Origin of the sequence: Pseudomonas sp. St29 (assembly GCF_001547915.1) — a bacterium.
GTDB lineage: Bacteria > Pseudomonadota > Gammaproteobacteria > Pseudomonadales > Pseudomonadaceae > Aquipseudomonas.
In genome coordinates this window covers 3593653-3616442 of sequence record NZ_AP014628.1, presented here as the reverse complement: position 1 = coordinate 3616442, position 22790 = coordinate 3593653, and the positions used below count along the sequence as shown (strand labels likewise).

Here is a 22790-nt window from a genome sequence, read left to right as displayed (position 1 = left end):
TCACAGGGTAGACGGCAATTGCTCCCCGGGGGAGGCCACAAGACGAAAGTCGTGCGCTACTTCCTCGCCCTTCAAGGTTCGACCAGGCTTTGCAGGTAATCGCCAAAGCCGCCCCGGGCCCGGCTGTCCAGGCGCCCGCTGGTAATCACCTGCGGGTGCCGGCTCCAGGCGATGCTGGCGCCGCTGCGCTGCAGCTGTCGCACCAGTTGCACGTCCTCGTGACACGGCAGGGCTTCAAAACCGCCGGCGCGAACATAGGCCGCGGCGCTGATGCCCAGGTTGGCGCCATGGACATGCCGATGCTCATCGGCGCTCTGGTAGGCATCGTGGTAGCGGGCCTGGGCCTGGGGCGCGAAGCCTTCGCTCCAGCAGTCGACGGTGACCGTGCCGCAGACGGCGTCGGTGCCCTGGGCCAGCTGGGCCACCAACCAGTCCGCGGGCACCCGGCTGTCGGCGTCGGTGCACGACAGCCAGCGTGCCCCGGCCTGCAGCAGCCATTGCGCGCCGGCGGCGCGCGCCCGTCCGACATTGCGCACCTGCAATTGCAGGTGCTGTACGGCGTACTGGCGGGCGATGCTCAGGGAGCGGTCGGAACAGCTGTCGAGCACCACCAGGATCAGCACGTCCTCCTTCAGGTCGGGGTGGCTGGCGGCTGTCAGGGCGCATTGCAGGCAGTCGGCCAGCAGTTGCTCTTCGTTATGGGCGGGAATCACCACACCGATCATCGCAGGCCCTCCAGGGTCGCGACCGAATCCGCGTCGCGGCCCCAGAGGTCGAGGAGAAAATCCGCATCCTGATGTTCCAGCAGGCGTGGCAGCTGCAACTGCCGGTGGAGCATTGCATGCACTTGCCCGCCCTCCAGGGGACAGCCAGCGATGGGCGGACGCCAATGACAGGCCAGCAACTGACCGTCGGCGGCCAGGGAGTCCAGGGCCCGAGTCACCAGGCGCGCCAGATCCCCAGGGTCCAGGTAGTAGCCAAGCTCGCTGATGACAATCAGCTCGAAGGGGCCGTCGGGCCAGTCCTCGGGCAGGCGCGCGCATTCCACCCGGGCCTGGGGCATCGAGCGCAGGCGTTGCCGGGCCAGGCTGACCGCAGTCTGTGCGGTGTCGCAGCACAGCAGGCTGTCGCAACGGGTCGCCAGTTCGGCGCTGAGTTCGCCGTTGGCGCATCCGGGTTCGAAAATGCTCCGGTAATGGCGCCGCGGCAGGCTGGCCAGGGTGATGGCGCGCTTGCGCTGTTCGTACCAGCGTCGGCGAAAGGCCCAGGGATCCTGGTCCCGGGCGAACAGCCCTTCGAAATAGTGACTGTCGACGCTCATAGGAATACCACCTCGAAGGGTTGCAGCAGACGCTCGATGATGTGTGGCGCCAGTACCGGTGCCAGGCCAATGTCCGGGTCGCCCTCCAGCTGGCTGGCGAAGGCCTGGATGGCGTGACGCTTGCGTGCCACCTGGGCGGGGCTGAGCAGCACCTTGCGGGCGCGCTCCCAGGGCAACTGGCGGCCCTCGGGGTCGGCCCAGTGCCAGCCCCAGATGGGTAGCTCCCTGAGGCGCGCACCCGCGGCCCGGGCGGCCAGGGCGCTGGCCCGGCCCACGGCCTCGTGGTCGCAATGGCCGTCCTCGCACCAGGTGCTGAACAGCACATCGTCCGGCCGCAGGCGCGCCTGGATGTAGCGCGCTAGGGCCGCTTCGTCCCGGGCCACGCGGCTGTCTTCGAAGCCGCCGCGCAGCCATGTGATCCGCGCCAGTGGCAGGTCCAGGCGGCGCAGGCCTTCGGCGGACTCCTGGGGCCGCACCAGGCTCAGGCGCTCGATGGGCCAGCGCGGTGAGCCGGGATGGCTGGCGCTGCCATCGGTGACCGAAATCAGCAACAGTTCCCGTCCCGCGGCCGCCAGCAATTGCAGGAGGCCGCCGCAGCCGAGGATTTCGTCGTCCGGGTGCGGGGCCACGATCACCGCCCGCGAACCGGGCGCAACCAGGGTCTGGATATCCACGCAGGCCATCGCCCGCAGGTGCGAGGAGGCCTGCCAGGCCTTCAGTGAAGTGCCGCGGCCGACAATCGGATTGGCTTTCACAGGCACCATCCTCCCCGGTCCGCCGCAGCGGCTTCGCCGGCCAGCTGTTGGCCGAGCTGGGCCAGGTCGCGTTCGGCATGGCTCTGGCGGATAAACACCGGCAGGTCGGCCAGCAGCCGGGCGAAGTGTCGGTCCAGGCAGTAGGGGCCCGCGCCCAGGGCCCGACCGACATGCCGCAGCAGGCTGTCGACGCTGGCTTCGGTCACGGCCCGGGTGCGCCGGGCCAGCAGTTGGCAATCGGCGTCGGGGGCCTGGTCCAGCTGCCGGGCACTGTGGCGCAGGACGCAGGCGGCCTGATGCAGGGCGCTGTCCACCGCCCCCAGATGCGCCTGGGCGTGGGGCTCGTCGTGCTTGGCGCAGTGTTCGCGCAGCGGCAGCGCGATGGCCTGGGCCGCGCCCAGCCAGCAGGCGGCGATGCCCATGGCGCCCTGCCAGAAACCCGGGCGCTGCAGGTAGTCGTCCGGCCCGCCGACCCAATGGCCCCGTGCCTGGTCGAACCGCACCTGTCGGCTGTCGGTATTGGCCATGCCCACCGCCTGCCAGCCGCCGCGCTCGACCTGCACCCCGGGCTGGTCCAGGGCCACCGCCACCAGGCGCTGGCGCCCCGCGCTGTCCCAGGCGGTGAGCAGGGCATGGCTGAGCACCGCGGCTCCCGAGCACCAGGCCTTGGTCCCGCGCAAGCGGCAGTGCGGGCCGTCGGCGTCGGCCTGAACCCGTGCCCGGGGCGGTTCGGCGGCCCAGGTGCCCCAGGTGGTGCCGGGGGCGACGGTGCAGTCCAGCTCTTGCATGATCGCCAGGGCATCGGTGTGTCCCTCGTAGAGCTTGCACAGGCCCAAGTCATGTCCGGCGACCCGGGCCAGGGCCTGCCAACGCTGCAGGGTGGCACCGCCCGCCGGCCGCGGCAGGCGATCCAGGCCGGCGGCCACCAGAGCCTCCAGGCACAGGCCCAGCGCCGGGGCATCGGCGTGCCCCAGGTCGGGGTAATGGCGCAGGAAGGCTTGCAGGTCCATTTCAGTCTTCTTCCTCATGCTGCAACTCGAACAGCAGCAGCGAACGCCCGGTCACCGAGTAGCTGTGGCCGAAGGCGAAGCGCTCCTGGCCGCGCACCGCCGGCTGGTTGGTGTCGAGCATGCAGCTCCAGAACTCGCCGGCCGGCACCTCGGGCAGGCGGAAATTGACGATGTCGTGATGGGCATTGACCACCAGCAGCACCGTGGCGTCGGCCCCGGGGCGCAGGATCCCGGTTTCCTGGGCGCGGCCGTCCAGCAGCATGCCCAGGCAACGGCCGTGGGGGTCTTGCCATTGTTCGGTGCTCATCTCGTTGCCGTCCGGGGCCAGCCAGGTGACGTCCTTGACCCCGAGGTCCTCGTTGTAGCTGCCGACCAGGAAGCGCCCGCGGCGCAGGATCGGGTAGTTCAGGCGCAGCTTGATCAGGCGCTTGACGAACTTGAGCAGCGCCTTGCCGTCGGCATCCAGCTCCCAGTTGACCCAGCCGATCTCGCTGTCCTGGCAGTAGGCGTTGTTGTTGCCGTGCTGGGTGCGGGCGAATTCGTCGCCGGCCACCAGCATCGGCGTGCCCTGGGCCAGCAGCAGGGTGGCGAAGAAGTTGCGCATCTGGCGCAGGCGCAGGGCGTTGATCTCGGGGTCGTCGGTGGGGCCTTCGACGCCATGGTTCCAGGACAGGTTGTTGTCGCTGCCGTCCTGGTTGTTCTCGTCGTTGGCCTGGTTGTGCTTGTCGTTGTAGGACACCAGGTCGCGCAGGGTGAAGCCGTCGTGGGCGGTGACGAAGTTGACCGACGCATAGGGCCGCCGGCCGCGCTGGTTGAACATCTCGCCGGAGGCGGTCATGCGCCCGGCGAAGTCCGCCAACTGGCCGTCGTCGCCTTTCCAGAAGGCCCGCACGGTATCGCGGAAACGGTCGTTCCATTCCACCCAGCCCGGCGGAAAGCGCCCCACCTGGTAGCCGCCGGGGCCGCAGTCCCAAGGTTCGGCGATCAGCTTCACCTGGCGCAGCACCGGGTCCTGGCGGCAGGCCACGAGGAAGCTGTGGCGCTCGTCGAAACCATCGTGGTAGCGGCCGAGGATGGTCGCCAGGTCGAAGCGGAAACCGTCCACGTGCATTTCCGTGGCCCAGTAGCGCAGGGAGTCGGTGACCATCTGCAGCACGCAGGGATGACTCAGGTCCAGGGTGTTGCCGGTGCCGGAATCGTTGATGTAGAAGCGCTTGTCGTCGGGCATCAGGCGGTAGTAGGAGGCGTTGTCGATGCCGCGCATGGACAGGGTCGGGCCTTGTTCGTTGCCTTCGGCGGTGTGGTTGTAGACCACGTCCAGCAGCACCTCCAGCCCGGCTTCGTGCAGGTGCGCGACCATTTCCTTGAATTCGGCGATCTTGCCGCTGGCCAGGTAGCGCGGGTCCGGGGCGAAGAAGGCGATGCTGTTGTAGCCCCAGTAATTGGTCATGCCCTTGTGCAGCAGGTGCTGATCGTTGACGAAGGCGTGGATCGGCAACAGCTCCACCGACGACACCCCCAGCTTGCGAATGTGCTCCAGCACGTCGTCGACCATCAGCCCGGCAAAGCTGCCCCGCAGGTTTTCCGGCACCGCGGGATGGCGCATGGTGAAGCCGCGCACGTGGGTCTCGTAGATGACCGTCTTGTCCCAGGGCACGTTGATCTGCTGGTCGTGGCCCCAGGTGTGGGCCGGATCGATGACCTTGCACTTGGGCACGAAGGGCGCGCTGTCACGCTCATCGAAGCTCAGGTCGGCATCCGGGTGGCCGATGGTGTAGCCGAACAGCGCCTCGGACCATTTCAGTTCCCCCACCAGTTGCTTGGCATAGGGGTCGATCAGCAGTTTGTTGGGGTTGAAGCGGTGGCCGTTGGCCGGGTCGTAGGGGCCGTACACCCGGTAGCCGTAGATCAGCCCGGGGTGGGCATCGGGCAGGTAGCCGTGGAAGATCTCGTCGGTGTATTCCGGCAGTTCGATGCGCTCCAGTTCCACTTCGCCGGTGGCGTCGAACAGGCACAGTTCGACCCGGGTGGCGTTGGCCGAGAACAGCGCGAAGTTGACGCCCAGGCCATCCCAGGTGGCGCCCAGCGGGAAGGGCAGGCCTTCACGGATGCGCGAGGGTTCGTGCTCGGGAGTCTGCTTGGATCGGCTCATGGTTGCTCCTGCAGGTCTGATGACAAGTGCTGATACCCGTGTTGCTCCGGTTTTTTCCGGGCGAGACAAACCCTTGTGGCGCCATGACGCGCCACGGGTCGGCGGTGATCAACGGGTGGGGAAGGGCGTCAGTGGGCGGGCGGCTTGCGCGGGGCCCGGGGTTTCTTCGGCGCCGGCTTCTCGCCCGGAGGCAGGACCACGGCGGCGGCCGGCTTGGCCTTGGGCTTGGCGGCGGCGGTGCGGGTCCTGGGCTTGGCGACCTTGGCCGGGGGCGGCGGCGCCAGGGCTTCGGCTTCGGCCAGCTTGCGCGCCATGTCCCAGTGCCGGGCTTCCTGGCCCTGGGGTTTGCCTTCCGATTCCCAGATCTGATAGGCGAATTCACGAATGCGTTTGTCGTCGGTACTCATCGCAATGCTCCTGGACTGGATTCAATGTTGAATCAAAAGATTGAGCGGAAAGTCTTGCAATACGGCACTGATCAGCAACTCCTTATGGGGTGTGACTGCTCCGGTTGAAAAAAGTCCATTCAGGTTGCGGCGCGAGGCGGTGAACGGTAGTTGCACCCGGGTATCGCCCCATCGTTGTGCATCGACCTTGGGCACTGCGCTGTCCTCCAGCAGCGCGGCGACCCGGATCGGCACTACCACCACCAACCGTTGTTCCCGGTATTCACGCATGAAGGCCAGAACCCGTCCCGCCTCCTGGCCGAGCACCGGCAAGGGCCGGTAGTGGCCGCGCCGGAACAGCTCCGGGTACTGGCTGCGCAGGCCCAGGGTCCGGGCGATCAGGCCTTGCTTGATGCGCCCGTCGCGCCAACCTGTGAGCCATTCGCGGGGATCGCGCAGGCGGTTCAGCGCCTGTTGCCGGGCCCCGTAGTCCACCGGCCGGCGGTTGTCCGGATCCACCAGGCTGAAGTCCCAGAACTCGTTGCCCTGATACAGATCCGGCACCCCCGGCACTGTCATGCGCAGCAAAGTTTGCGCCAGGCTGTTGAGGGCGCCGGCGGGGGCGATGGCATTCACCGCATCGGCGATCGAGCGACGCAAGGGCAGGCCCTCGGGTGCGCACAGCAGGCGCTGGATAAACCCTTGCGCGGCCTCTTCGTACTCCGGGTTCGGCGCGGCCCAACTGCTGTGCAGCTTGGCCTCGCGCAGGGCCTTGAGTTGCCACTGCCCGATCCGCCGGGCGTAGTCGGCCAGGGCCGGTTGATCATCTGCCTGCAGGTCCAGGGGCCAACTGCCCAGTAGGGTCTGGTAGAGGATCAGCTCATCCGCCGCCGATGGCCCGTCGCGGCCTTGGCGCAGCGGCTCGGCCAGCGGCCGCCATGCCTGCACCTGGCGCACGTACCAGGCGGCGCGCTCGCTGAGCACCGCCAGGCGCGCGCGACTGTCCTCGCCGCGCTTGTGGTCGTGGGTGGCGCTGGTCAGCAGGTTGTCGGGGAACCGCTCCAGGCGCTGTTCGCAGGCGCTTTGGAAGGCCGCGGGCGGCGCGCTGAACTGCTCGGTGTCGAAGCCCACGTCATTGCGCGCCAGGAGCACCGCCGAGCGATAGAAGGCGGTGTCCTCCACCGCCTTGGCCGCCGCCGGCGAGGTCAGTTGCTGGAAGCGCACACAGGCGTGGCGCAGCAGTTTGCGTGGGCGACCCGCCGGCTGTTGCCGCCAGCCCTGGCCGCCGAGCCAGCGCTCCAGGTAATCGAGCACCGGCCAGTCGGCTTCGCCCAGGCTGGCCCGGGCCCCCTGCATGGCCTGCTGGAAGAACCGCTGGTCCTGGGGGCCGCGGCCGCGGGCGCTGATGTAGGTGCGATACACCGGGAAGTGCACGATCAGTTCCTGCAGCGCCCGGCGAATGGCGCCCAGGGTCAGGTCGCGGCTCATCAGGTCCAGGCGCGCCACTTGCAGCAGGGCCTGGGCCACGCTTTCAAAGTCGCCGGCCAGAGAACCGTTGAGGATCTGCTGACGGGCCAGCAGCGCCTCCCGGGCAAACTGCGCCGGCCGCCGACTGTACCGGCTCCAGAGTTCGGCCAGCAGTGGCCGGCCCGTGGCGGCCTGTTGCAGCAGCGACAGCTGGTTCATGAATTCGTAGCCGGTGCTGCCGTCCACCTGCCAGTCGCGGGCCAGGGTTTCTTCGGCGCCGAGGATCTTTTCGACGTAGATTGGCAGGTGCTGGCCGGGGCGCAGGCGCTCGACCCGGCGCCGCAGCTTGCGGCAGTAGGCCCGGGGATCGGCCAGGCCGTCGATATGGTCGATGCGCAGGCCGTCCACCAGGCCTACTTCGATCAGCTGGAAGATCTTGGCGTGAGTGGCCTCGAACACCGCCGGGCGCTCGACCCGCAGGCCGCCCAGCTCGTTGACGTCGAAGAAGCGCCGCCAGTTGATGTCATCGGCGGCGGTGCGCCAGCTGGCCAGTCGGTAGCTCTGGCGCTCCAGCAATTGATGCAGACGGCTCAGGCCTTCGGGCTGACGCCCGTCGTAGCCTTGCAAGTGCTCGGCGACCGCTTGGCGCAGCGCCGGCTGTTGCAGCAGGCGCGCCAGGGCCTGTTGCAGGGGCCGGGCCTGGGCCTGGGCATCGCTGTGCAAGCGCAGGGCGTCGAAGGCGTCGGCCAGGGCCTTGAGTTCGCCCGCGGCCGCCAGCGCCAGGGGCGATTCGATCCGCAACAGCTCCCCGTAGTCGGCAGGGCAGATGGGAAAACGATGCTCGTGGTGCTGCACATGAAAGCCCGTCAGATCCTCGTCCAGCTGCAAGGGCAGGCTGCCTTGCTGCAGTGCCACGCCGTAGTCACTGGCCAGAAAGGGCACCAACAGCTGGCCTTGCATCAGCGGGTCGGTGGAGTGCCACTGGATATCGAAGAATTCGCCATAGGGGCTCAGGCGCCCCCACTGCAACAGGTCCAGCCACCAGGGGTTGTCACTGCCGCCCACCGCCATGTGGTTGGAGACGATGTCCAGGATCAGACCCATGCCCTGGGCGCGCAAGGCACTCACCAGGCGTCTGAGGGCCGCTTCGCCGCCCAGTTCCGGGTTGACCCGGGTCGGGTCCACCACGTCGTAGCCGTGCATCGATCCGGCCCGGGCGCACAGCAGCGGCGAGGCATAGAGGTGGCTGATGCCCAGGCGGGCGAAGTAGGGCACCAAAGGCACGGCGTCGTCGAGGCTGAACCCCCGGTGGAACTGCAGGCGCAGGCTGGCCCGCAACAGGGGCAGGGGCTGGGGCAGGGTGCTGGAGTTCATCGGTCACGCTCTAGGGCTTGCTGGCGGGCGCAGGCCAGCAGTTCCAGACGCCGGGCGGCGTCGCTGTCCTCCAGCAGGCGGCGGCTCGCGCTGGCCAGGCGCCGGCGCCAGTTGGGGTGGCTGTCGAGGGTGCCGGGCAGGTTGGCCTGTTCATCGATGCCCAGGGCGTCTTCCAGGGGCAGCAGCACCAGTGGCGCCCGGGTGTGGCCGAGAAAGCGCACGGCAGCGTCGATCACCTGCTCGGTTTCCTGGCAGTCCTGGCGAAAGTTCTGCGGGTCCCGGGCCAGGGCCTGGCGCAGGCCGTCACGCTCGCGCTGGCGGTGTTCGGCCCATTGCCGGGCGCCGTGTTCGTCCACCATGCCCAGGCGCAGGTTCCAGTCGATGTCGCGGCCCTGCCACCAGCCATTGAGGGTCGGCAGGTCGTGGGTGCTGGTGGTGGCCAGGGCGTTGTCCGGCCAGTCGAGGATCGGCCTGAAGTGGCAGCCGTGGTCCTGTTCGAACAGCAGCACGCGCATGCCGAGCATGGCCCGGGCGGCGAGCTTGTCCCGCAGGCCGTCGGGCACCGTGCCCAGGTCTTCGCCGAGAACGATGGCCTGATGGCGGTGGGACTCCAGGGTCAGCAGGCGCAGCAGGTCGTCCACCGGGTAATTGAGGTAGGCGCCGTCGCTGGGCGGCGCGCCTAGGGGAATCACCCACAGGCGTTGCAGGCCCATGACATGGTCGATGCGCAGGCCGCCGGCGTGGGCGAAGTTGGCCCGCAGCATTTCGATAAAGGCACGAAAGCCATGGCGCTGCAGGCCCTCGGGGGAGAAGGCGCAGATGCCCCAGCCCTGGCCCTGGCGATTGAGCACGTCCGGTGGCGCGCCCACGGTCAGGGACGCCAGCAGTTGCTCCTGGCGGCTCCAGGCCTGGCTGCCGCCGCCGTCGGCGCCCACCGCCAGGTCGGCGATCAGGCCGATGCCCATGCCGCCGCTGCGGGCCGCGCTCTGGGCCCGTTCCAGGCCGCGGGCAATCAGCCACTGGCAGAAGGCATGAAAGCCGATTTCCTCGGCCTGCTCCTGGGCAAAGCGGGCCAGGGCCGGGCTGGCCGGGTTGCGCCATTGTTCTGGCCAGTGGCGCCAGTCCAGGTCTTCGCCACGGGCCGCCCGCTGGGCCTGGATGGCTTCGAAGCGGCAGTGGTTTTCCAGGGCTTCGCCGGCGGCCCGGCGATAGCTGGCGAAGTCCTCGTGCAGTGGGTGCTGGCCGTGACAGAAGCCCGCATACAGGGCCCGCAATGCCAACTGCTTGGCCTTGGCGGCCTGGGGCCAGTCGATCAGCGGTTCATGCTCCAGGGCCTGCAGCTGTTCGCCGACCCCGCAGGACTGGATGGCGGTGCGCCAGGCCCGGTCCCCGAGAATGGCCGCCGGCGCGGCGTACAGACTGTTGAGAAACAGCCGGCTGGAGGGCGAGTAGGGGCTGTAGCGCTGGGGATCCGCGGCGAACATGGCGTGCAGCGGGCTGATGGCCAGGGCGTCGGCACCGCGCTCGGCGGCTTGGCGGGCCAGATCCTCCAGGGCCTGGGTGTCGCCAAAGCCGCCATCCCCGGGACGCCGCAGGGCATACAGCTGCACCGTCAGGCCCCAGGCGCGGGGCGTGGCCTGGTCCACGGCGTCGGCCACGCTGTAGCAGCGTTCGGGGGCCACGGCGAGGACGAAGTGTTCGTCGTTCACCTGTATCCCGTGGTAGCCCACGGGCAGCACGCCGGGCAGCACGCTGGCCTGATCCAGGGACAGGGACAGCGGGTTGCCGTCTTCCAGCTGGATGGCGCAGACCGTGTGCGCCGGAAAGTAGCGGGCCAGATCCAGCCCCTGGCCGACGTCGACAGTGAGCAGCGGCGGCAGGTGGCGACTGTGTTGCAGTTCCTCCAGTTGCTGCAGGCTGTGCCGGATTTCCTGGTCGTTGTCGGCAGGGTGGCCCAGGCCCGCCAGCACTGCCCGCAGGACCCGGGGCTCGACCTTCTGCCCACGGCCGTTGGCATCGATCCAATCCACGGCCAGGCCGGCGCGGCTGGCCAGCAGTTCCAGTTGCGCATCGCTCATAGGCGTTCTCCATCAGGGGCTGTCGGGGCATGTATGTCGTCCAGCTGGACCACCACGCTGAAGGCCGGCAGCCAGCCTTGGCGCCAGTGGTCGAGGCTGTGGGGCGGGTGTTCGAACCAGAGTTGCCCCGGAGGCTCGGGCGCCAGCTCGACCCGGTGCGGGCTCAGGTTGAGGTCGATGCGCAGGCGGCTGCCATCCCCCAGGCGCCAGTGCGCGCTGAGGGCGCCCTCGGCCAGCACCCGCGTGCCCAGGGCCTGGGCGGCGGGCAGGCGCGGGAGCAACTGGCGGTGACGGATCTGCAGCAGGCTCTGGTACAGCGCCCGGGGCGCGGCGGCCTGGTCGGAGCGCGGCTGTGGCCGCGAGGCCTGGAAGGTCGAAAGGGCATTGGGGTCGGGGATGCCCTGGTGCTGCCGGGCATCGGCAAAGGCCCTGAAGGCGGCGAACTCGTTGCGCCGGCCCTCGCGCACCGCCTCGGCCAGTGGTCCCTGATGACTGGTGAAGAACAGGAAGGGTTCCTCGGCGGCGACCTCGTCGCCCATGAACAGCAGCGGAATCATCGGGGACAGCAGCAACAGCGCGGTTGCGGCGTGCAGGGCCTGGGGCGGTGCCAGCTGGTTGAGGCGCTCGCCGAAGGCCCGGTTGCCGATCTGGTCGTGGTTCTGCAGGAACAGCACGAAAGCGCTGGGGGGCAGGTGGCCGCTGGGTTCGCCCCGGGCCTTGCCGTGGCGGTCGACATGGCCCTGGAAGGCGAAGCCCTGGCTCAAGCAGCGGGCCAGTTGCGTGGTCGGGTCGTCGGCGAAGTCGGCGTAGTAGGCCTCGGTTTCGCCGGTCAGCAGCACGTGCAGGGCGTTGTGGCCATCATCGTTCCACTGGGCATCGAAGCCCTGTTGCAGCAGGCTGGCCTGATTGCGTTCGTTCTCCAGGTTGAGCCACACATGGCGCTCGGGAGGCACGGCCTGGCGCACCCGCCGGGCCAGTTCGAGGAGAAAGTCCGGGTCGTCGATGGCGTGCACCGCATCCAGGCGCAGGCCGTCGAAGCGGTATTCCAGGAGCCACATCAGCGCGTTGTCGATAAAGAAGTCGCGCACCGGGCGGCGGCGAAAGTCGATGGCCGCGCCCCAGGGCGTGTGCAGGTCCTGGCGAAAGAAGCCCTTGGCGTAGTGCGGCAGGTAGTTGCCGTCGGGGCCGAAGTGGTTGTAGACCACGTCGAGAATGACCGCCAGGCCCAGGCCGTGGGCGCAGTCGATCAGCGCCTTGAGCGCTTCGGGCGGGCCGTAGGAGGCTTCCGGCGCATAGGGCAGAACCCCGTCGTAACCCCAGTTGCGCGCGCCGGGGAATTCCGCCAGGGGCATCAGCTCGATGGCGGTCACACCCAGTTCCACCAGGCCCGGCAAGGCCTGTTGCACCGCCTGGTAGCCGCCCATGACGCCCACATGCAGCTCGTAGATCACCGCCTCGTGCCAGGGCCGGCCAGCCCAGGCCGGGTGCTGCCATTGATAGGCGTCGGCGGCGACCACCAGGCTCGGGCCGTGGATGTCGCCGTCCTGGGCCCGGGACGCCGGGTCCGGCACCTGCAGCTGTTGGTCGATCTTGAAGCGGTAGCGGCTGCCCGGAGGACAGGGCGCCTGGAGCACGAACCAGCCATCGGCCTCGGCCTGCATGGGCAGCGACCGGCCCTGGTCGAGTTCGAGACTGACGCTGCGCGCATCCGGGGCCCAGAGGGCGAAGCGGGTGCGCGCAGCGTCCAGGACAACCGCGCCGTGGCTCGCGGGGGGGCTGAGTGACATGGGGCCGGCCCCTACGGCCTCACGGCCTGCCCCAGGGCCTTGGCCACCAACTGTTCATAGAGCTCGGCGTAAGGTTCCACCGCCTTGCACCAGTTGAACGGCGCCGCCATGGCCCGGCAGCGCATGGCGTTGAGCAGCGCCGGGTAGGCAAACACCTTGAACGCCCGGGTCAGGGCCTCCTGGTAGCTGGGGACCGTGGATTCGTCGAAGAGGAACCCGGTGACGCCATTGTCGATGGTGTCCGCCAGGCCGCCGGTGTTGCGCGCCACCGGCAGCGAGCCGAAACGCTGGGCGTACATCTGGCTCAGGCCGCAGGGCTCGTAGCGCGAGGGCATGAGCAGGAAGTCGCTGCCGGCGAACATGCGCCGGGCGTCGGTTTCGTTGAAGCCGATATGCACCCCGATGCGCCCGGGGAAGCGCCGGGCCAGGGCGCGCATGGATTGCTCCTCTTCCGGTTCGCCGCGGCCGATGATGGCGATCTGGCCACCTGCTTGCACGATGAACTCGGCCACCGCCTCGGTGAGGTCCAGGCCCTTCTGGTAGACCAGCCGCGAGACCACCGCGAACAACGGGCCGTTGCTGGGGTCGAGGCCGAACATCTGCCGCACATAGGCGGCATTGGCCGCCTTGCCTTCCCAGTCGCCGATGCTGAAGGGGCGGAACAGATGGCTGTCGGTGGCGGCGTCCCAGCTCTCGTCGATGCCGTTGGGAATGCCGCTGAGCAGGCCCTGTTGGGTCTTGCTGGCAAGGAAGCCGTCCAGCCCGCAACCGAAGGCCGGGGTGGTGATTTCCTGGGCATAGGTGGCGCTGACCGTGGTGATGTGGCTGGCGTAGGCCATGCCGGCCTTGAGGAACGACAGCTTGCCGTAGAACTCCATGCCTTCCTGTTGCAGGGCGTGTTCAGGAATGCCCAGCTCCGGGCAGGAGGCCAGGCTGACCACGCCCTGGTAGGCCAGGTTGTGGATGGTGAACAGGGTCGGCGTGCGTTGTCCGCGCCAGTGCATGTAGGCCGGGGCCAGGCCGGCGGGCCAGTCGTGGGCGTGCACCAGATCGGGGCACCAGTGGATCTGCGCCAGGTTGGCGGCGATATCGGCGGCGGCCAGTCCCAGGCGGGCGAAGCGAATATGGTTGTCGGGCCAGTCGCGGCCATTGTTGGCGCCGTAGGGCGTGCCTTCGCGCTCATAGAGCTCCGGGCAGATCAGCACGTAGATCACCAGGCCGTCGGGCATGTCCATGCGCCCGATCTTGCACGCCGGCAGCGCCGCGTGGCCGCCCAGCTCGCCGATGATGTGAATGGGGTTCTCGCTGTGCAGCACCTGGGGATAGCCGGGGATCAGCACCCGCACATCGTGCAGGTGGGCCATGGCTCGGGGCAGGGCCGCGGAGACATCGCCCAGGCCGCCGGTCTTGACCAGATCGGCGATTTCCGAAGTGACGAACAGCACCCGCTTGCGGTTGGGATTGTGCCGGGCCAGCGGCAGCACCGTCTTGCTCCCCGAAGTCGGCTGGGCGGTGCGTTCACCGGCCTGTGGTTGAGGATGCTCTCCCTGAGTATTCAATACGGCGCTGATCATGGGTCTCTCCCGTTTTTATTGAAGTGCTGTCGGCCAATTCCTGTGGCCGGGCGCAAACGCGCCACACATCGATCAGCCTGAGCTGCTCGAGCGCTGAAGCAGAAAGGGTGGATCAGCCGCTGCAAGGAATGCACCAGTGGCAGCGGCCCTACCTTTAACCTGACCCTGGGCCGAAGCGAAAAGTTTCGACTTTTTCAGTGTCAAAGTGACCGGCCGGTCACGGGGCGAAATTCAGTCTAGGACAGAACCTAGAGCGTCGCCGTGGGCCCCGGGGTTTTCCCCCGGAGGGCTGGCGGGAGCCACGACATCTCCCGACGAAAGGTCGTGGCTGCACCGTCGGCGAGCGTGGCCGTGCAGCCCTCGGCGCGAAAACGGTGAGGCCCTGCCAGCCGCTGGTGCAGGGCCTGGGGCGCGCTGCCCGAAAATGGGCCGGGGAGGCGGCGGGTCAGTTGAGCAGACGGATCGGCCGGCCGGCGTGCCAGGCCTGCAGGTCCTCGATCATCTGGCTGAAGAACAGTCGGTAGTTCTGCTCAGTGACATACCCGATATGGGGCGTGGCCAGGACATTGGGCAGGTGCCGGAACGGATGCCCGGCGGGCAAGGGCTCTTCGGCGAACACGTCGAGGGCGGCTCCGGCCAGCCGGCCCTGTTCCAGGGCGGCGATCAACGCCGCCTCGTCGACGATTGGCCCCCGGGCGGTGTTGACCAGCAGGGCGTCGGGCTTCATCCAGGCCAGGGCTTGGGCGTCCACCAGGTGGCGGCTGCGTTCACTGAGCACCAGGTGCACCGAGAGCACATCGGCCTGTTCGAACAGGGCCTGCTTGCTGACGTGGATCACCCCCGCGGCGGCCGCGCGCTCGGCGCTGAGGTGCTCGCTCCAGGCAATCACCCGCATGCCGAACACCTGACCGAACTGCGCCACCCGCTGGCCGATGTTGCCCAGGCCGAGCAGGCCCAGGGTCTTGCCGTACAGATCGCCGCCCAGGCCCTGTTGCCAGTGGCCGGCACGCAGGGCATTGGCCTCGTTGAGCAGGTTGCGGGTCAGGGCCATGAGCAGGGCCCAGGTCAGTTCCGGGGCGGCCTGCCGGTAGCTGTCGCTGCCGCAGACCTGGATCCCCAGGGCCTTGGCGGCTTCAAGGTCGATGGCGGCGTTGCGCATGCCGCCGGTCAGCAGCAACTTGAGTTGGGGCAGGCGTTGCAGCAGATCGGCGTCGAACAGGGTGCGCTCGCGCATCACGCAGATCACCTGGTACGGCAGCAGGCGCTGCACCAGAAGCTCGCGCTCGCCAGGGTAGTCATGCAGGAAGCTGACCTGGCCGATGCTCTGCAGCACCGACCAGTCGACCACCTCGCGGGCCACGTCTTGCCAATCGTCGATTACCGCAATCTGCAGCGTCATGTACGGGCTCCTGATTCGGGGGGGGCGGATCAAGCGGCCCGGCGGGGCCTGCTGAGGCTGCCGATCATGGCGCAGATCCGCCGCCCCGCGCACGCAGATTTCGCTGGCGTCGGCTGCTCGGCGAGCAGGTCCCAGGAGGCGCATGGTCCTGGCCGTACCCTGGCTGGCCAGCCCACTACGGGTGTCAGTCAGGCGCCCGGGCCGGTCAGCCAGCCCAGGGTCAGCCACACCAATACGGCGTAGCGCGCGCCCTTGGCCAGACTGACCAGCAACAGGAAACGCTTGAGGGGCTCGCCCATGACGCCGGCCACCAGGGTCAGCGGGTCGCCGATCAGAGGCATCCAGCTCAGCAGCAGCGACCAGTGGCCGTAGCGCTGGTAGTGCTGGCGGGCCCGCTCCAGATGCCGCGGGCCGACCGGGAACCAGCGGCGCTCCTTGTATTGCTCCAGGCGGCGTCCCAGCCACCAGTTGACCAGGGAGCCCAGGACATTGCCCAGGGTCGCCACCAGCCACAGCCCGAGCACGCTCAGTTGGCCGTTGTGCAGCAGGCCCACCAGCAGGGCTTCCGATTGCAGGGGCAGCAGGGTGGCGGCGGCGAAGGCCGCCAGGAACAGCCCGAGGTAGGCGCCGAGGATCAACGGGCCGGGTAGTCCGCCACCAGCACATCACGGCCGTCGCGGGTCAGGCCGATGATCTGGAAGGCTTCGGCGCCCATGCCGTCCATCTCCATGCCGGGGGAGCCCATGGGCATGCCGGGGGCCGCGATGCCCAGCAGGTCATCGCGGTTGCGCAGGGCCAGCACCTGCTCGGCCGGTACGTGGCCCTCGACGAACTTGCCGTCGATGACCGCGGTGTGGCAGGAGCTCAGGCGCGGTGCCACGCCCAGGCGCTGCTTGACCGGGCTCATGTCGGCCTCGACATGATCGCGGACGTTGAAGCCGTTGGCCTGCAAATGCTCGATCCACTTCTTGCAGCAGCCACAGTTGGCGTCCCGGTGGACATCGATGTCGATGCTGCCGGCGGCCTGGGCCAGGGAGGTGAGGAACAGGGCGGACAGGGCCGCCAGACGCAGTGTGTGTTTCATGGAATATCTCGTGTGGATGCGCGGGCCATTGCCGGGTGCCGCGCATTTTTGCGGTTTTTGCCGGTTTGTGGCGCCCGTGTATGTATCAAGGTGATACAAAGCCGCTGCCCGGGCACCACCGGCTGCGGACCTGATGCACCGATGGCTTGTTGCAGGGCCCTGCATGCCGATAGAGTCCTGCGGGTTTGGCACAGCCTAAGCGGCGCTGGCTGTCAGCAACCTGAGGCCTGGGTTACAGATTTGTCAGGTGGGCTGGCGGCCAGGGCGAACATTCTTATACAGGGCCGGGCGCACGGCCCGCGGCACACAAGCGAGGTTCCATGAAACCCTACCTGACGTTGTTCCTGCTGTTGTTGGCCACTCCGGCGCTGGCCGGGTACAGCGCCCAGGAGCAGGAGAACCGGCGCAATGTGCTGGCGTTCTATCAACTGGCCCTGAACGACAAGGACTTCGCCGCTGCCCGACCTTATCTGGGCGCGCACTACATTCAGCACAATCCGGCCGTGGCGGACGGCATCGAGGGATTCAAGACCTTTATCGAGTTTCTCAAGCAGCACTACCCGCAATCGCGCAGCGAGATCAAACGCCTGTTCGTCGATGGCGACTTTGTGATCGTGCATGTGCGCAACACCGGCCGCGAACCGGGGGTGGTCAAGTCGATCATCGATATCTATCGCCTGGAGCAGGGCAAGATCGTCGAGCATTGGGACACCAGCCAGGTGCTGCCGGACCAGGCCGCCAATGCCAACGGCGCCTTCTGATCAGCCGGTCGCGGCTTCCAGGCGCTGCTTGAGATTGCCCAGGGCCTGGGCCGACAGCTGCTCCATGCGCAGGCGCAGGCCGTTCAGATGCAGGTCGGTGGAGAACGCCAGGGTCCGGCGCAGCAGTGTGCCGTCACCCTGTTTGCTCAACTGGTAGTGAATCGAGCCGTCCAGCGCGGCGGAGCTGAACACGGCCTTGAACTCCTTGGGAAACTGCGCGACCAGCACCCGGTAGCTCATGGGGATCTGCACCCCCAGCAGGTCCATGGTTTCGCTGAAGCGGTGGCCGGCCGGCAGCGAGCCGCCGAGCCCGGTGTCGGCCCGCAGGCTGCAAGGGTGCCATTCCGGCCAGCGGTCCGGCTGGGTCACGTAGTAGTAGACGGTGTCGATACCGGCATGGATGTACAGCTCGTGGCGGATCTGTTCCTGCAACAGATGTGATTGGCGCTGGCCCATGACGCACTCCACTTCCTTGTGACCGGAGCCTCCAATATAGTCCCGCCGCCCTGGGCTGCCAGCGGCGGCGGGTGACCGTTCAGCGGACTTTGAAGCGGCTCATCAGGTGGCTGACCTGGGCGTTGGCCTGCAGCAGGCTCTGGGTATTGCTTTGGCCGGCCCGGGCGCTCTCCACCAGTTCCTCGACCATGTGTCGGATGCTCACCATGCTGCGGTTGATCTCCTCGGTCACCGCGCTCTGCTGTTCGGCGGCGGTGGCGATCTGGGTGCTGAGGCTGTTGATCTGGTTCACCGAATCGGCCATTTGGTCAAGGCCGGTGTTGACCCGCGCGGTGGCGTCCGCCGCCGACTGGCAACTGGCCTGGGTGTTTTCCATGGCGCTGACCGAGGAGCTGACGCCCTGGCTCAGGCGGCTGAGCATTTCGTTGATCTGCGAGGTGCTGTCCTGGGTCCGCGCCGCCAGTGCCCGGACTTCGTCGGCGACCACCGCGAAGCCGCGTCCCTGCTCTCCGGCCCGGGCCGCTTCGATGGCGGCGTTGAGGGCCAGCAGGTTGGTCTGTCCGGCGATGTCGCCGATCACCCCGAGGATTTCGGTGATGCGCTGAGCGTCGGCCTGCATGGCTTCGACTTTGTGGGTGGCATCGGCCACTTCGTCGATCAGGGCGATGACGCTGCCCGAGGCCTGGCCCACCACCACTCGCGAATGCTCGGCATGCTCGTTGGCGCGGCGGGTGAAGTCCGCGGTCTGCGCGGCGTTGGCCGCGACGCTGTCGGCGGTGCTGCTCATCTGCGTGATGGCGGTCACGGTCTGGTCGGTTTCCGAAGCGTGACGCAGCAGGATCTGCTGGCTGTGGGCCGAACTCTGTTGCAACTGCGCCAGGCTGCCGGCCATGGCGTCGGTGGCCTGGGTCACTTCGCCGATCATCGTCTGCAGGTACTGGATGAAGTGGTTGACCGAATGGCCGATGGCGCCGAGCTCGTCTTCGGCGCGGATCACGATGCGCCGGGTCAGGTCGGCGTCGCCGGTGGCCAGGGCATCGATGTTGCCCTTGAGGATCTTCATGCGTTGCACCAGCTGACGGATCGCATAGACCTGCAGCAGCACCAGCAGGATCACCATGGGGATCTGCAACAGGCTCAGGGTGCTCAGCACATCGTCGCGCTGGGCGGTGATCTGCTGGGTGGGCAGGGTGCTGGCGAGGAACCAGGGGGTGCCTTCGATGGCGCGCATGAAGAAGGTGCTGGGCACCCCGGCGTTATCGAATTCGATGCGCTGGCTGCCCTTGTCGCGTTGCTCCAGCGCGGCCTGGATCCGGGCGGCGAAGGGCGAGGCGGAGGCCAGTTCGCGAATGTTCTTGAGGACGATCGGGCCGCTGATGCGCGAGCTGTTGCTGATGATCTTGCCGTCGGCCTCGACGATCAGCATCTGCGCGTTGAGTTCCTTTTCCTGGCGGGCCACCAGGTCGTTGAAGAAGCCCAGGGTCACGTCGATGGTGGCCACGCCCCAGGGCTGGCCGTCACGGCGGATGGCCATGGCGCAGTTGGTCCGCGGTTCGGCGCTGGCGTCGTCCTTGTAGGCCGCGGCCCAGGCGCACTGGCCGGGAGCGGTCTGCATGCCGCCCTTGTACCAGGACTGGTCGTAGTAGTTGGGGGCCGGGTCGCTGTTCCAGAACGTGTTGACCACCAGCTTGCCGGAGGCGTCGCGGTGCCAGAAGGTGCTGTGCTTGTTGCGGCCCGGGGTGCGCTGGCCCGGCAGGGGCCAGATGCCGCCACCGAAGACTTTCTGCTCGCCGTACTGGTCCACCAGCCCCGGCAGGACCCGGTCGATGCTGTCGCTGTCGAGCAGGGGAATGGTCTGGGTGATGCTGCGCTGCTGGGCCTGGACCTTGTTCAGTTCGCCCTGGATGCGTTCCGCCACTTCGGCGATGCGATTGAGGGCCACCTGTTCTTCGGTGTGGCGCAGCTTGGGCGCGACCAGCTGACTGATGCCCACGACGGTGAGTATCAGCATCAAGACAATGAACAGGACCAGAAACAGCGTGTAGCGGGCTTGAATGGTGCGCAAAGCGGGCATGGGACCTGTCCTTACCGAGCGTTTTTTATTATTCGGGGGGATGAGCCGTGTCAGGGCATCCACAGGATGTCGGCGCGGTTTTTCAGCTCTTTAGTACGATCGTCCAAAAAAATCGCGACGGGTTTGAAAACCGCCATGAGCGCGGCTCGGCCAAGGCCCCGGGCAGGGGCGCAAAGCCTCGATCAGACCAGGAAAAGATGACGGTTGGAGCAGGGGCGATCCTCTGTCCACCCTGTAAATCAAGCCTTTGGGCGAATTGTGTCGAGTTTGTACAAAAATTGTAAATTGTGGAAATAAAGCGTTGTTGCCGAGCTCCCCCGGCGTTGATACTGGCGCCCATTCAGATGATTCAACACGGCTTCCACCCAGTTTCAGGTCCCTTATCAGAGCTTTCAGGGGCTGGCGCTAGCAAGCGCAACAGGGGGATCGGCAAGCCGGACTACAGGAGTGTCAGCATGGCAATCGGATACGTTGGAGGCTGGACCAGCAAGGCGGGTCTGTTGGTGCAGGACGGCGGTGGCAGTTCCTCCAAACCGGTTTCGCAGAGCGCCAAGGTGCGGCAGATGTTGAGCCTGGTGGGAAGCAACCCCACGGTGCTGGACATCCGCAAGATGGACCAGTTGAAACTGCACAAGCAGATCAAGGGCTTTGATCCGACCAACGTGACCACCAAGTCCCTGGGCGGCATGAGCACTTTCTTGAAGAACAACGGGCTGATTTCCGACGTCACCGCGCTGAATCTGCTCAACGCCGGCGACAAGTTCGACCGCTTCGGCATTCCGAAGAACCCGGACGAGCCCTTCAATGCCCTGGAATACTTCGCCATGAAGCTCGATGACATCCAGAACAACAACATCAAGGGCAACAAGTACGCCAACTACCTGGTGCCCGAGTACAAGAAGGCCATCTACGTGCTGCAGAGCCTGCAGAACTACGGCAAGGGCAACGGCACCACGGTGACCGACAAGAACGTCTCCACCAAAGCCTGATTGCGCGACGCTTGTGCGCTCGCCCGGCGAGCGCGCAAGCCGCTTGCTTCAACGCGTCAGCAGCGCCATGACCTCTTCGGGATAGCGATTGCCCGCCGTGTTGCCCGGGCTGAAGATCTGCTCCAGCGACGCCAGTTCCTGCGCACTCAAGCGCACCTCCAGTGCCCCCAGGTTTTCCTCCAGATAGCGCCGTTGCTTGGTTCCGGGAATCGGAATCAGGTAGTCGCCCTGTGCCAGCACCCAGGCCAGGGCCAGTTGCCCGGCACTGACCTGCTTGTCCGCCGCCAGTTGCTGCACCTGTTGCACCAGTTGCAGGTTGCGCTGGAAGTTCTGCCCCTGGAAACGCGGGCTCAGGCGCCGGTAGTCATCAGCGGCGAAATCGTCCGGGCTTTGCAGGGCACCGGTGAGAAAACCCCGGCCCAGGGGGCTGTAGGGCACGAAGGCGATCCCCAGGCGCTGGCAGGCGGCGAGGCAGCCGTTGTCTTCCTGATCCCGGCTCCACAACGAATATTCGCTTTGCAGGGCGCTGATGGGATGCACCTTGTGCGCCCGCTCCAGGGTCGCGGCCGAGGCTTCGCTGAGGCCCAGGTAGCGCACCTTGCCGGCCTGGACCAGCTCGGCCATGGCGCCGACCGTCTCCTCGATGGCCACTTGCGGATCGACCCGGTGCAGGTAGTACAGGTCCAGGGTGTCCACGCCGAGGCGACGCAGGCTGCCGTCGATGGAGGCGCGCACGTATTCCGGGCGGCCATTGACGCCGCGGGCCGTGGCGTCGCCCGGATCGCGGACGATGCCGAACTTGCTGGCCAGGAACACCTGCTGGCGCTTGCCGCGAATCGCCTGGCCGATCAGTTCTTCGTTGCTGTGGGGGCCATACATGTCGGCGGTGTCCAACAGGTTGATCCCCAGTTCCAGGGCGCGGTGCAGGGTGGCGATGGCTTCCCGGGGATCGCTGTCGGGGGTGTAGAAGTCGCTCATGCCCATGCAGCCCAGGCCAATGGCGGAAACCTGCGGACCGTTGTGACCCAGTTGTCGAGTATGCATCGGTGATTACTCCGGTGAGTGGGGAAGAGCGTGCAGTTTGCTACTCGACAAAAAACCGATAAACAGGCTAAAAACGCTATCACTATTGGTATTTTCTAAATAATCGCGAGCCTGTATTCCATGGACCGTTTCAACGCCATGCGCGTCTTCACCCGCATCGTCGAGCTTGGCGGCTTTGCCCGGGCCGCCGACGACCTGCAACTGCCCCGGGCTTCGGTGACCATCCTGATCAAGCAATTGGAAGCCCACCTGGGGGTGCAACTGCTGCACCGCACCACCCGCCAGGTCAGCCCGACCCTGGACGGCGCCGCCTATTACCGGCGCTGCGTGCAACTGCTGGCGGACCTGGAGGAAACCGAGGCGGCGTTTTCCCTGACCCGGCACCATCCCCGGGGGCTGTTGCGCATCGACATGCCGGTGGGCATCGGTCGCCTGATGGTGATTCCGGCATTGCCGGAGTTCTCCGCCCGCTACCCGTTGATCGAGCTGGAAATCGGCCTCAATGACCGTCCGGTGGACCTGATCCGCGAAGGCGTCGATTGCGCCCTGCGTGGCGGCCCGACGCTGGACGAGAGCCTGGTGGCGCGGCCGCTGGTGCAATTGCAGCAGGTGACGTGCGCCAGCCCCGGCTACCTGCGCCAGCGGGGGATTCCACGGTCCCCGGCGGAGCTGGAGGGGCATCAGATGGTGGAGTACTTCTCCAGCGTCAGCGGCAAGCGCTATGGCCTGGAGTTCTTCGTCGACGGCCAGTTGCGCCAGATGCAGTTGCCCAAGCAGGTGGCGGTCAACAGCGCCGACGGTTACCTGGCGGCCTGCGAGGCCGGTTACGGGCTGGTGCAGACCCCGTACTACAACGTTGCCCGGCAGTTGCAGGCCGGCCTTCTGCAGGAGGTGCTGCAGGACTGCCCGGCGCCGACGCTGCCCTTGACCGCGCTGTATCCGCCCCAGCGCCACCTGTCGACCCGGGTACGGGTGCTGGTCGACTGGTTGGTGGAGCTGTTCGCCCGTCCCGGCAACCTGACTTCGCGCCCCTGAAACCGCCACCCCTGGCAGCAAAACGCCCGCGACGGGGCGGGCGT

The 22790-nt window shown here is 67.3% G+C and carries 19 protein-coding genes; 3 read left to right on the top strand and 16 right to left on the bottom strand.

All coding sequences use genetic code 11. The annotated features are described in order from the left end of the window. Nucleotides 1–71: 71 nt before the first annotated feature. From PST29_RS16170 to PST29_RS16110, 13 genes are all read right to left on the bottom strand, one after another. On the bottom strand, nucleotides 72–725 hold the full coding sequence (locus PST29_RS16170) for a glycosyltransferase (protein WP_060843682.1): 654 nt from the start codon (nucleotides 723–725) through the stop codon (nucleotides 72–74). Continuing rightward, nucleotides 722–1321 carry a class I SAM-dependent methyltransferase gene (locus PST29_RS16165; protein ID WP_060843681.1) on the bottom strand — a complete coding sequence of 200 codons (600 nt, stop codon included), beginning with the start codon at nucleotides 1319–1321 and terminating at the stop codon, nucleotides 722–724. The genes PST29_RS16170 and PST29_RS16165 overlap by 4 nt, the downstream gene beginning before the upstream one ends. Next, on the bottom strand, nucleotides 1318–2076 hold the full coding sequence (locus PST29_RS16160) for a PIG-L deacetylase family protein (RefSeq protein WP_060843680.1): 759 nt from the start codon (nucleotides 2074–2076) through the stop codon (nucleotides 1318–1320). Before PST29_RS16160 ends, PST29_RS16165 begins: the two co-directional genes overlap by 4 nt. Beyond that, nucleotides 2073–3086, bottom strand: a complete 1014-nt coding sequence (locus tag PST29_RS16155; RefSeq protein WP_060843679.1) for an acyl-CoA dehydrogenase family protein — start codon at nucleotides 3084–3086, stop codon at nucleotides 2073–2075. Before PST29_RS16155 ends, PST29_RS16160 begins: the two co-directional genes overlap by 4 nt. Nucleotide 3087: 1 nt before the next feature. Then, entirely contained in the window at nucleotides 3088–5238 is a 2151-nt protein-coding gene (glgX, locus tag PST29_RS16150) for a glycogen debranching protein GlgX (RefSeq protein ID WP_060839438.1), read from the bottom strand. A 128-nt stretch (nucleotides 5239–5366) separates the two neighbouring features. After that, nucleotides 5367–5645: a DUF2934 domain-containing protein gene (locus PST29_RS16145; protein ID WP_060843678.1), complete on the bottom strand. Its 279-nt coding sequence runs from the start codon at nucleotides 5643–5645 to the stop codon at nucleotides 5367–5369. Nucleotides 5646–5666: 21 nt separating this feature from the next. After that, a complete protein-coding gene (locus PST29_RS16140; protein ID WP_060843677.1) occupies nucleotides 5667–8465 on the bottom strand; it encodes a malto-oligosyltrehalose synthase in 2799 nt (932 codons plus the stop codon). Then, on the bottom strand, nucleotides 8462–10543 hold the full coding sequence (gene malQ / locus PST29_RS16135) for a 4-alpha-glucanotransferase (RefSeq protein ID WP_060839435.1): 2082 nt from the start codon (nucleotides 10541–10543) through the stop codon (nucleotides 8462–8464). Before malQ ends, PST29_RS16140 begins: the two co-directional genes overlap by 4 nt. Next, the gene (treZ, locus tag PST29_RS16130; RefSeq protein ID WP_060843676.1) at nucleotides 10540–12330 is read right to left on the bottom strand and encodes a malto-oligosyltrehalose trehalohydrolase; all 1791 of its coding nucleotides are present in this window, start codon (nucleotides 12328–12330) and stop codon (nucleotides 10540–10542) included. The genes malQ and treZ overlap by 4 nt, the downstream gene beginning before the upstream one ends. A gap of 11 nt (nucleotides 12331–12341) precedes the next feature. Beyond that, nucleotides 12342–13904: a glycogen synthase GlgA gene (gene glgA / locus PST29_RS16125; protein ID WP_060839433.1), complete on the bottom strand. Its 1563-nt coding sequence runs from the start codon at nucleotides 13902–13904 to the stop codon at nucleotides 12342–12344. 445 nt (nucleotides 13905–14349) lie between these two features. Further along, a complete protein-coding gene (locus tag PST29_RS16120; RefSeq protein WP_060843675.1) occupies nucleotides 14350–15303 on the bottom strand; it encodes a D-2-hydroxyacid dehydrogenase family protein in 954 nt (317 codons plus the stop codon). A 188-nt stretch (nucleotides 15304–15491) separates the two neighbouring features. Continuing rightward, nucleotides 15492–15941 carry a YqaA family protein gene (locus PST29_RS16115; RefSeq protein ID WP_060843674.1) on the bottom strand — a complete coding sequence of 150 codons (450 nt, stop codon included), beginning with the start codon at nucleotides 15939–15941 and terminating at the stop codon, nucleotides 15492–15494. Then, on the bottom strand, nucleotides 15938–16387 hold the full coding sequence (locus PST29_RS16110; protein ID WP_060843673.1) for a DUF411 domain-containing protein: 450 nt from the start codon (nucleotides 16385–16387) through the stop codon (nucleotides 15938–15940). Before PST29_RS16110 ends, PST29_RS16115 begins: the two co-directional genes overlap by 4 nt. 320 nt (nucleotides 16388–16707) lie before the next feature. On the opposite strand from PST29_RS16110, the gene PST29_RS16105 reads away from it, so the two are divergent. Then, on the top strand, nucleotides 16708–17148 hold the full coding sequence (locus tag PST29_RS16105; RefSeq protein ID WP_060843672.1) for a nuclear transport factor 2 family protein: 441 nt from the start codon (nucleotides 16708–16710) through the stop codon (nucleotides 17146–17148). Here PST29_RS16105 and PST29_RS16100 read toward each other — a convergent pair whose 3' ends face one another. Both PST29_RS16100 and PST29_RS16095 read right to left on the bottom strand, forming a co-directional pair. Further along, on the bottom strand, nucleotides 17149–17604 hold the full coding sequence (locus PST29_RS16100; protein ID WP_060843671.1) for an SRPBCC family protein: 456 nt from the start codon (nucleotides 17602–17604) through the stop codon (nucleotides 17149–17151). It lies immediately after the preceding gene. Nucleotides 17605–17683: 79 nt separating this feature from the next. After that, nucleotides 17684–19678 carry a methyl-accepting chemotaxis protein gene (locus PST29_RS16095; RefSeq protein WP_060843670.1) on the bottom strand — a complete coding sequence of 665 codons (1995 nt, stop codon included), beginning with the start codon at nucleotides 19676–19678 and terminating at the stop codon, nucleotides 17684–17686. Nucleotides 19679–20133: 455 nt separating this feature from the next. Here PST29_RS16095 and PST29_RS16090 point away from each other — a divergent pair, with 455 nt between their 5' ends. Beyond that, on the top strand, nucleotides 20134–20667 hold the full coding sequence (locus PST29_RS16090; protein ID WP_060839426.1) for a hypothetical protein: 534 nt from the start codon (nucleotides 20134–20136) through the stop codon (nucleotides 20665–20667). A gap of 48 nt (nucleotides 20668–20715) precedes the next feature. Here the strand turns inward: PST29_RS16090 and PST29_RS16085 are convergent, their stop codons facing one another. Continuing rightward, on the bottom strand, nucleotides 20716–21711 hold the full coding sequence (locus PST29_RS16085) for an aldo/keto reductase (protein WP_060843669.1): 996 nt from the start codon (nucleotides 21709–21711) through the stop codon (nucleotides 20716–20718). A gap of 120 nt (nucleotides 21712–21831) precedes the next feature. Here PST29_RS16085 and PST29_RS16080 point away from each other — a divergent pair, with 120 nt between their 5' ends. Continuing rightward, a complete protein-coding gene (locus PST29_RS16080; protein WP_060839424.1) occupies nucleotides 21832–22746 on the top strand; it encodes a LysR family transcriptional regulator in 915 nt (304 codons plus the stop codon). The last annotated feature ends 44 nt before the right edge of the window (nucleotides 22747–22790 follow it).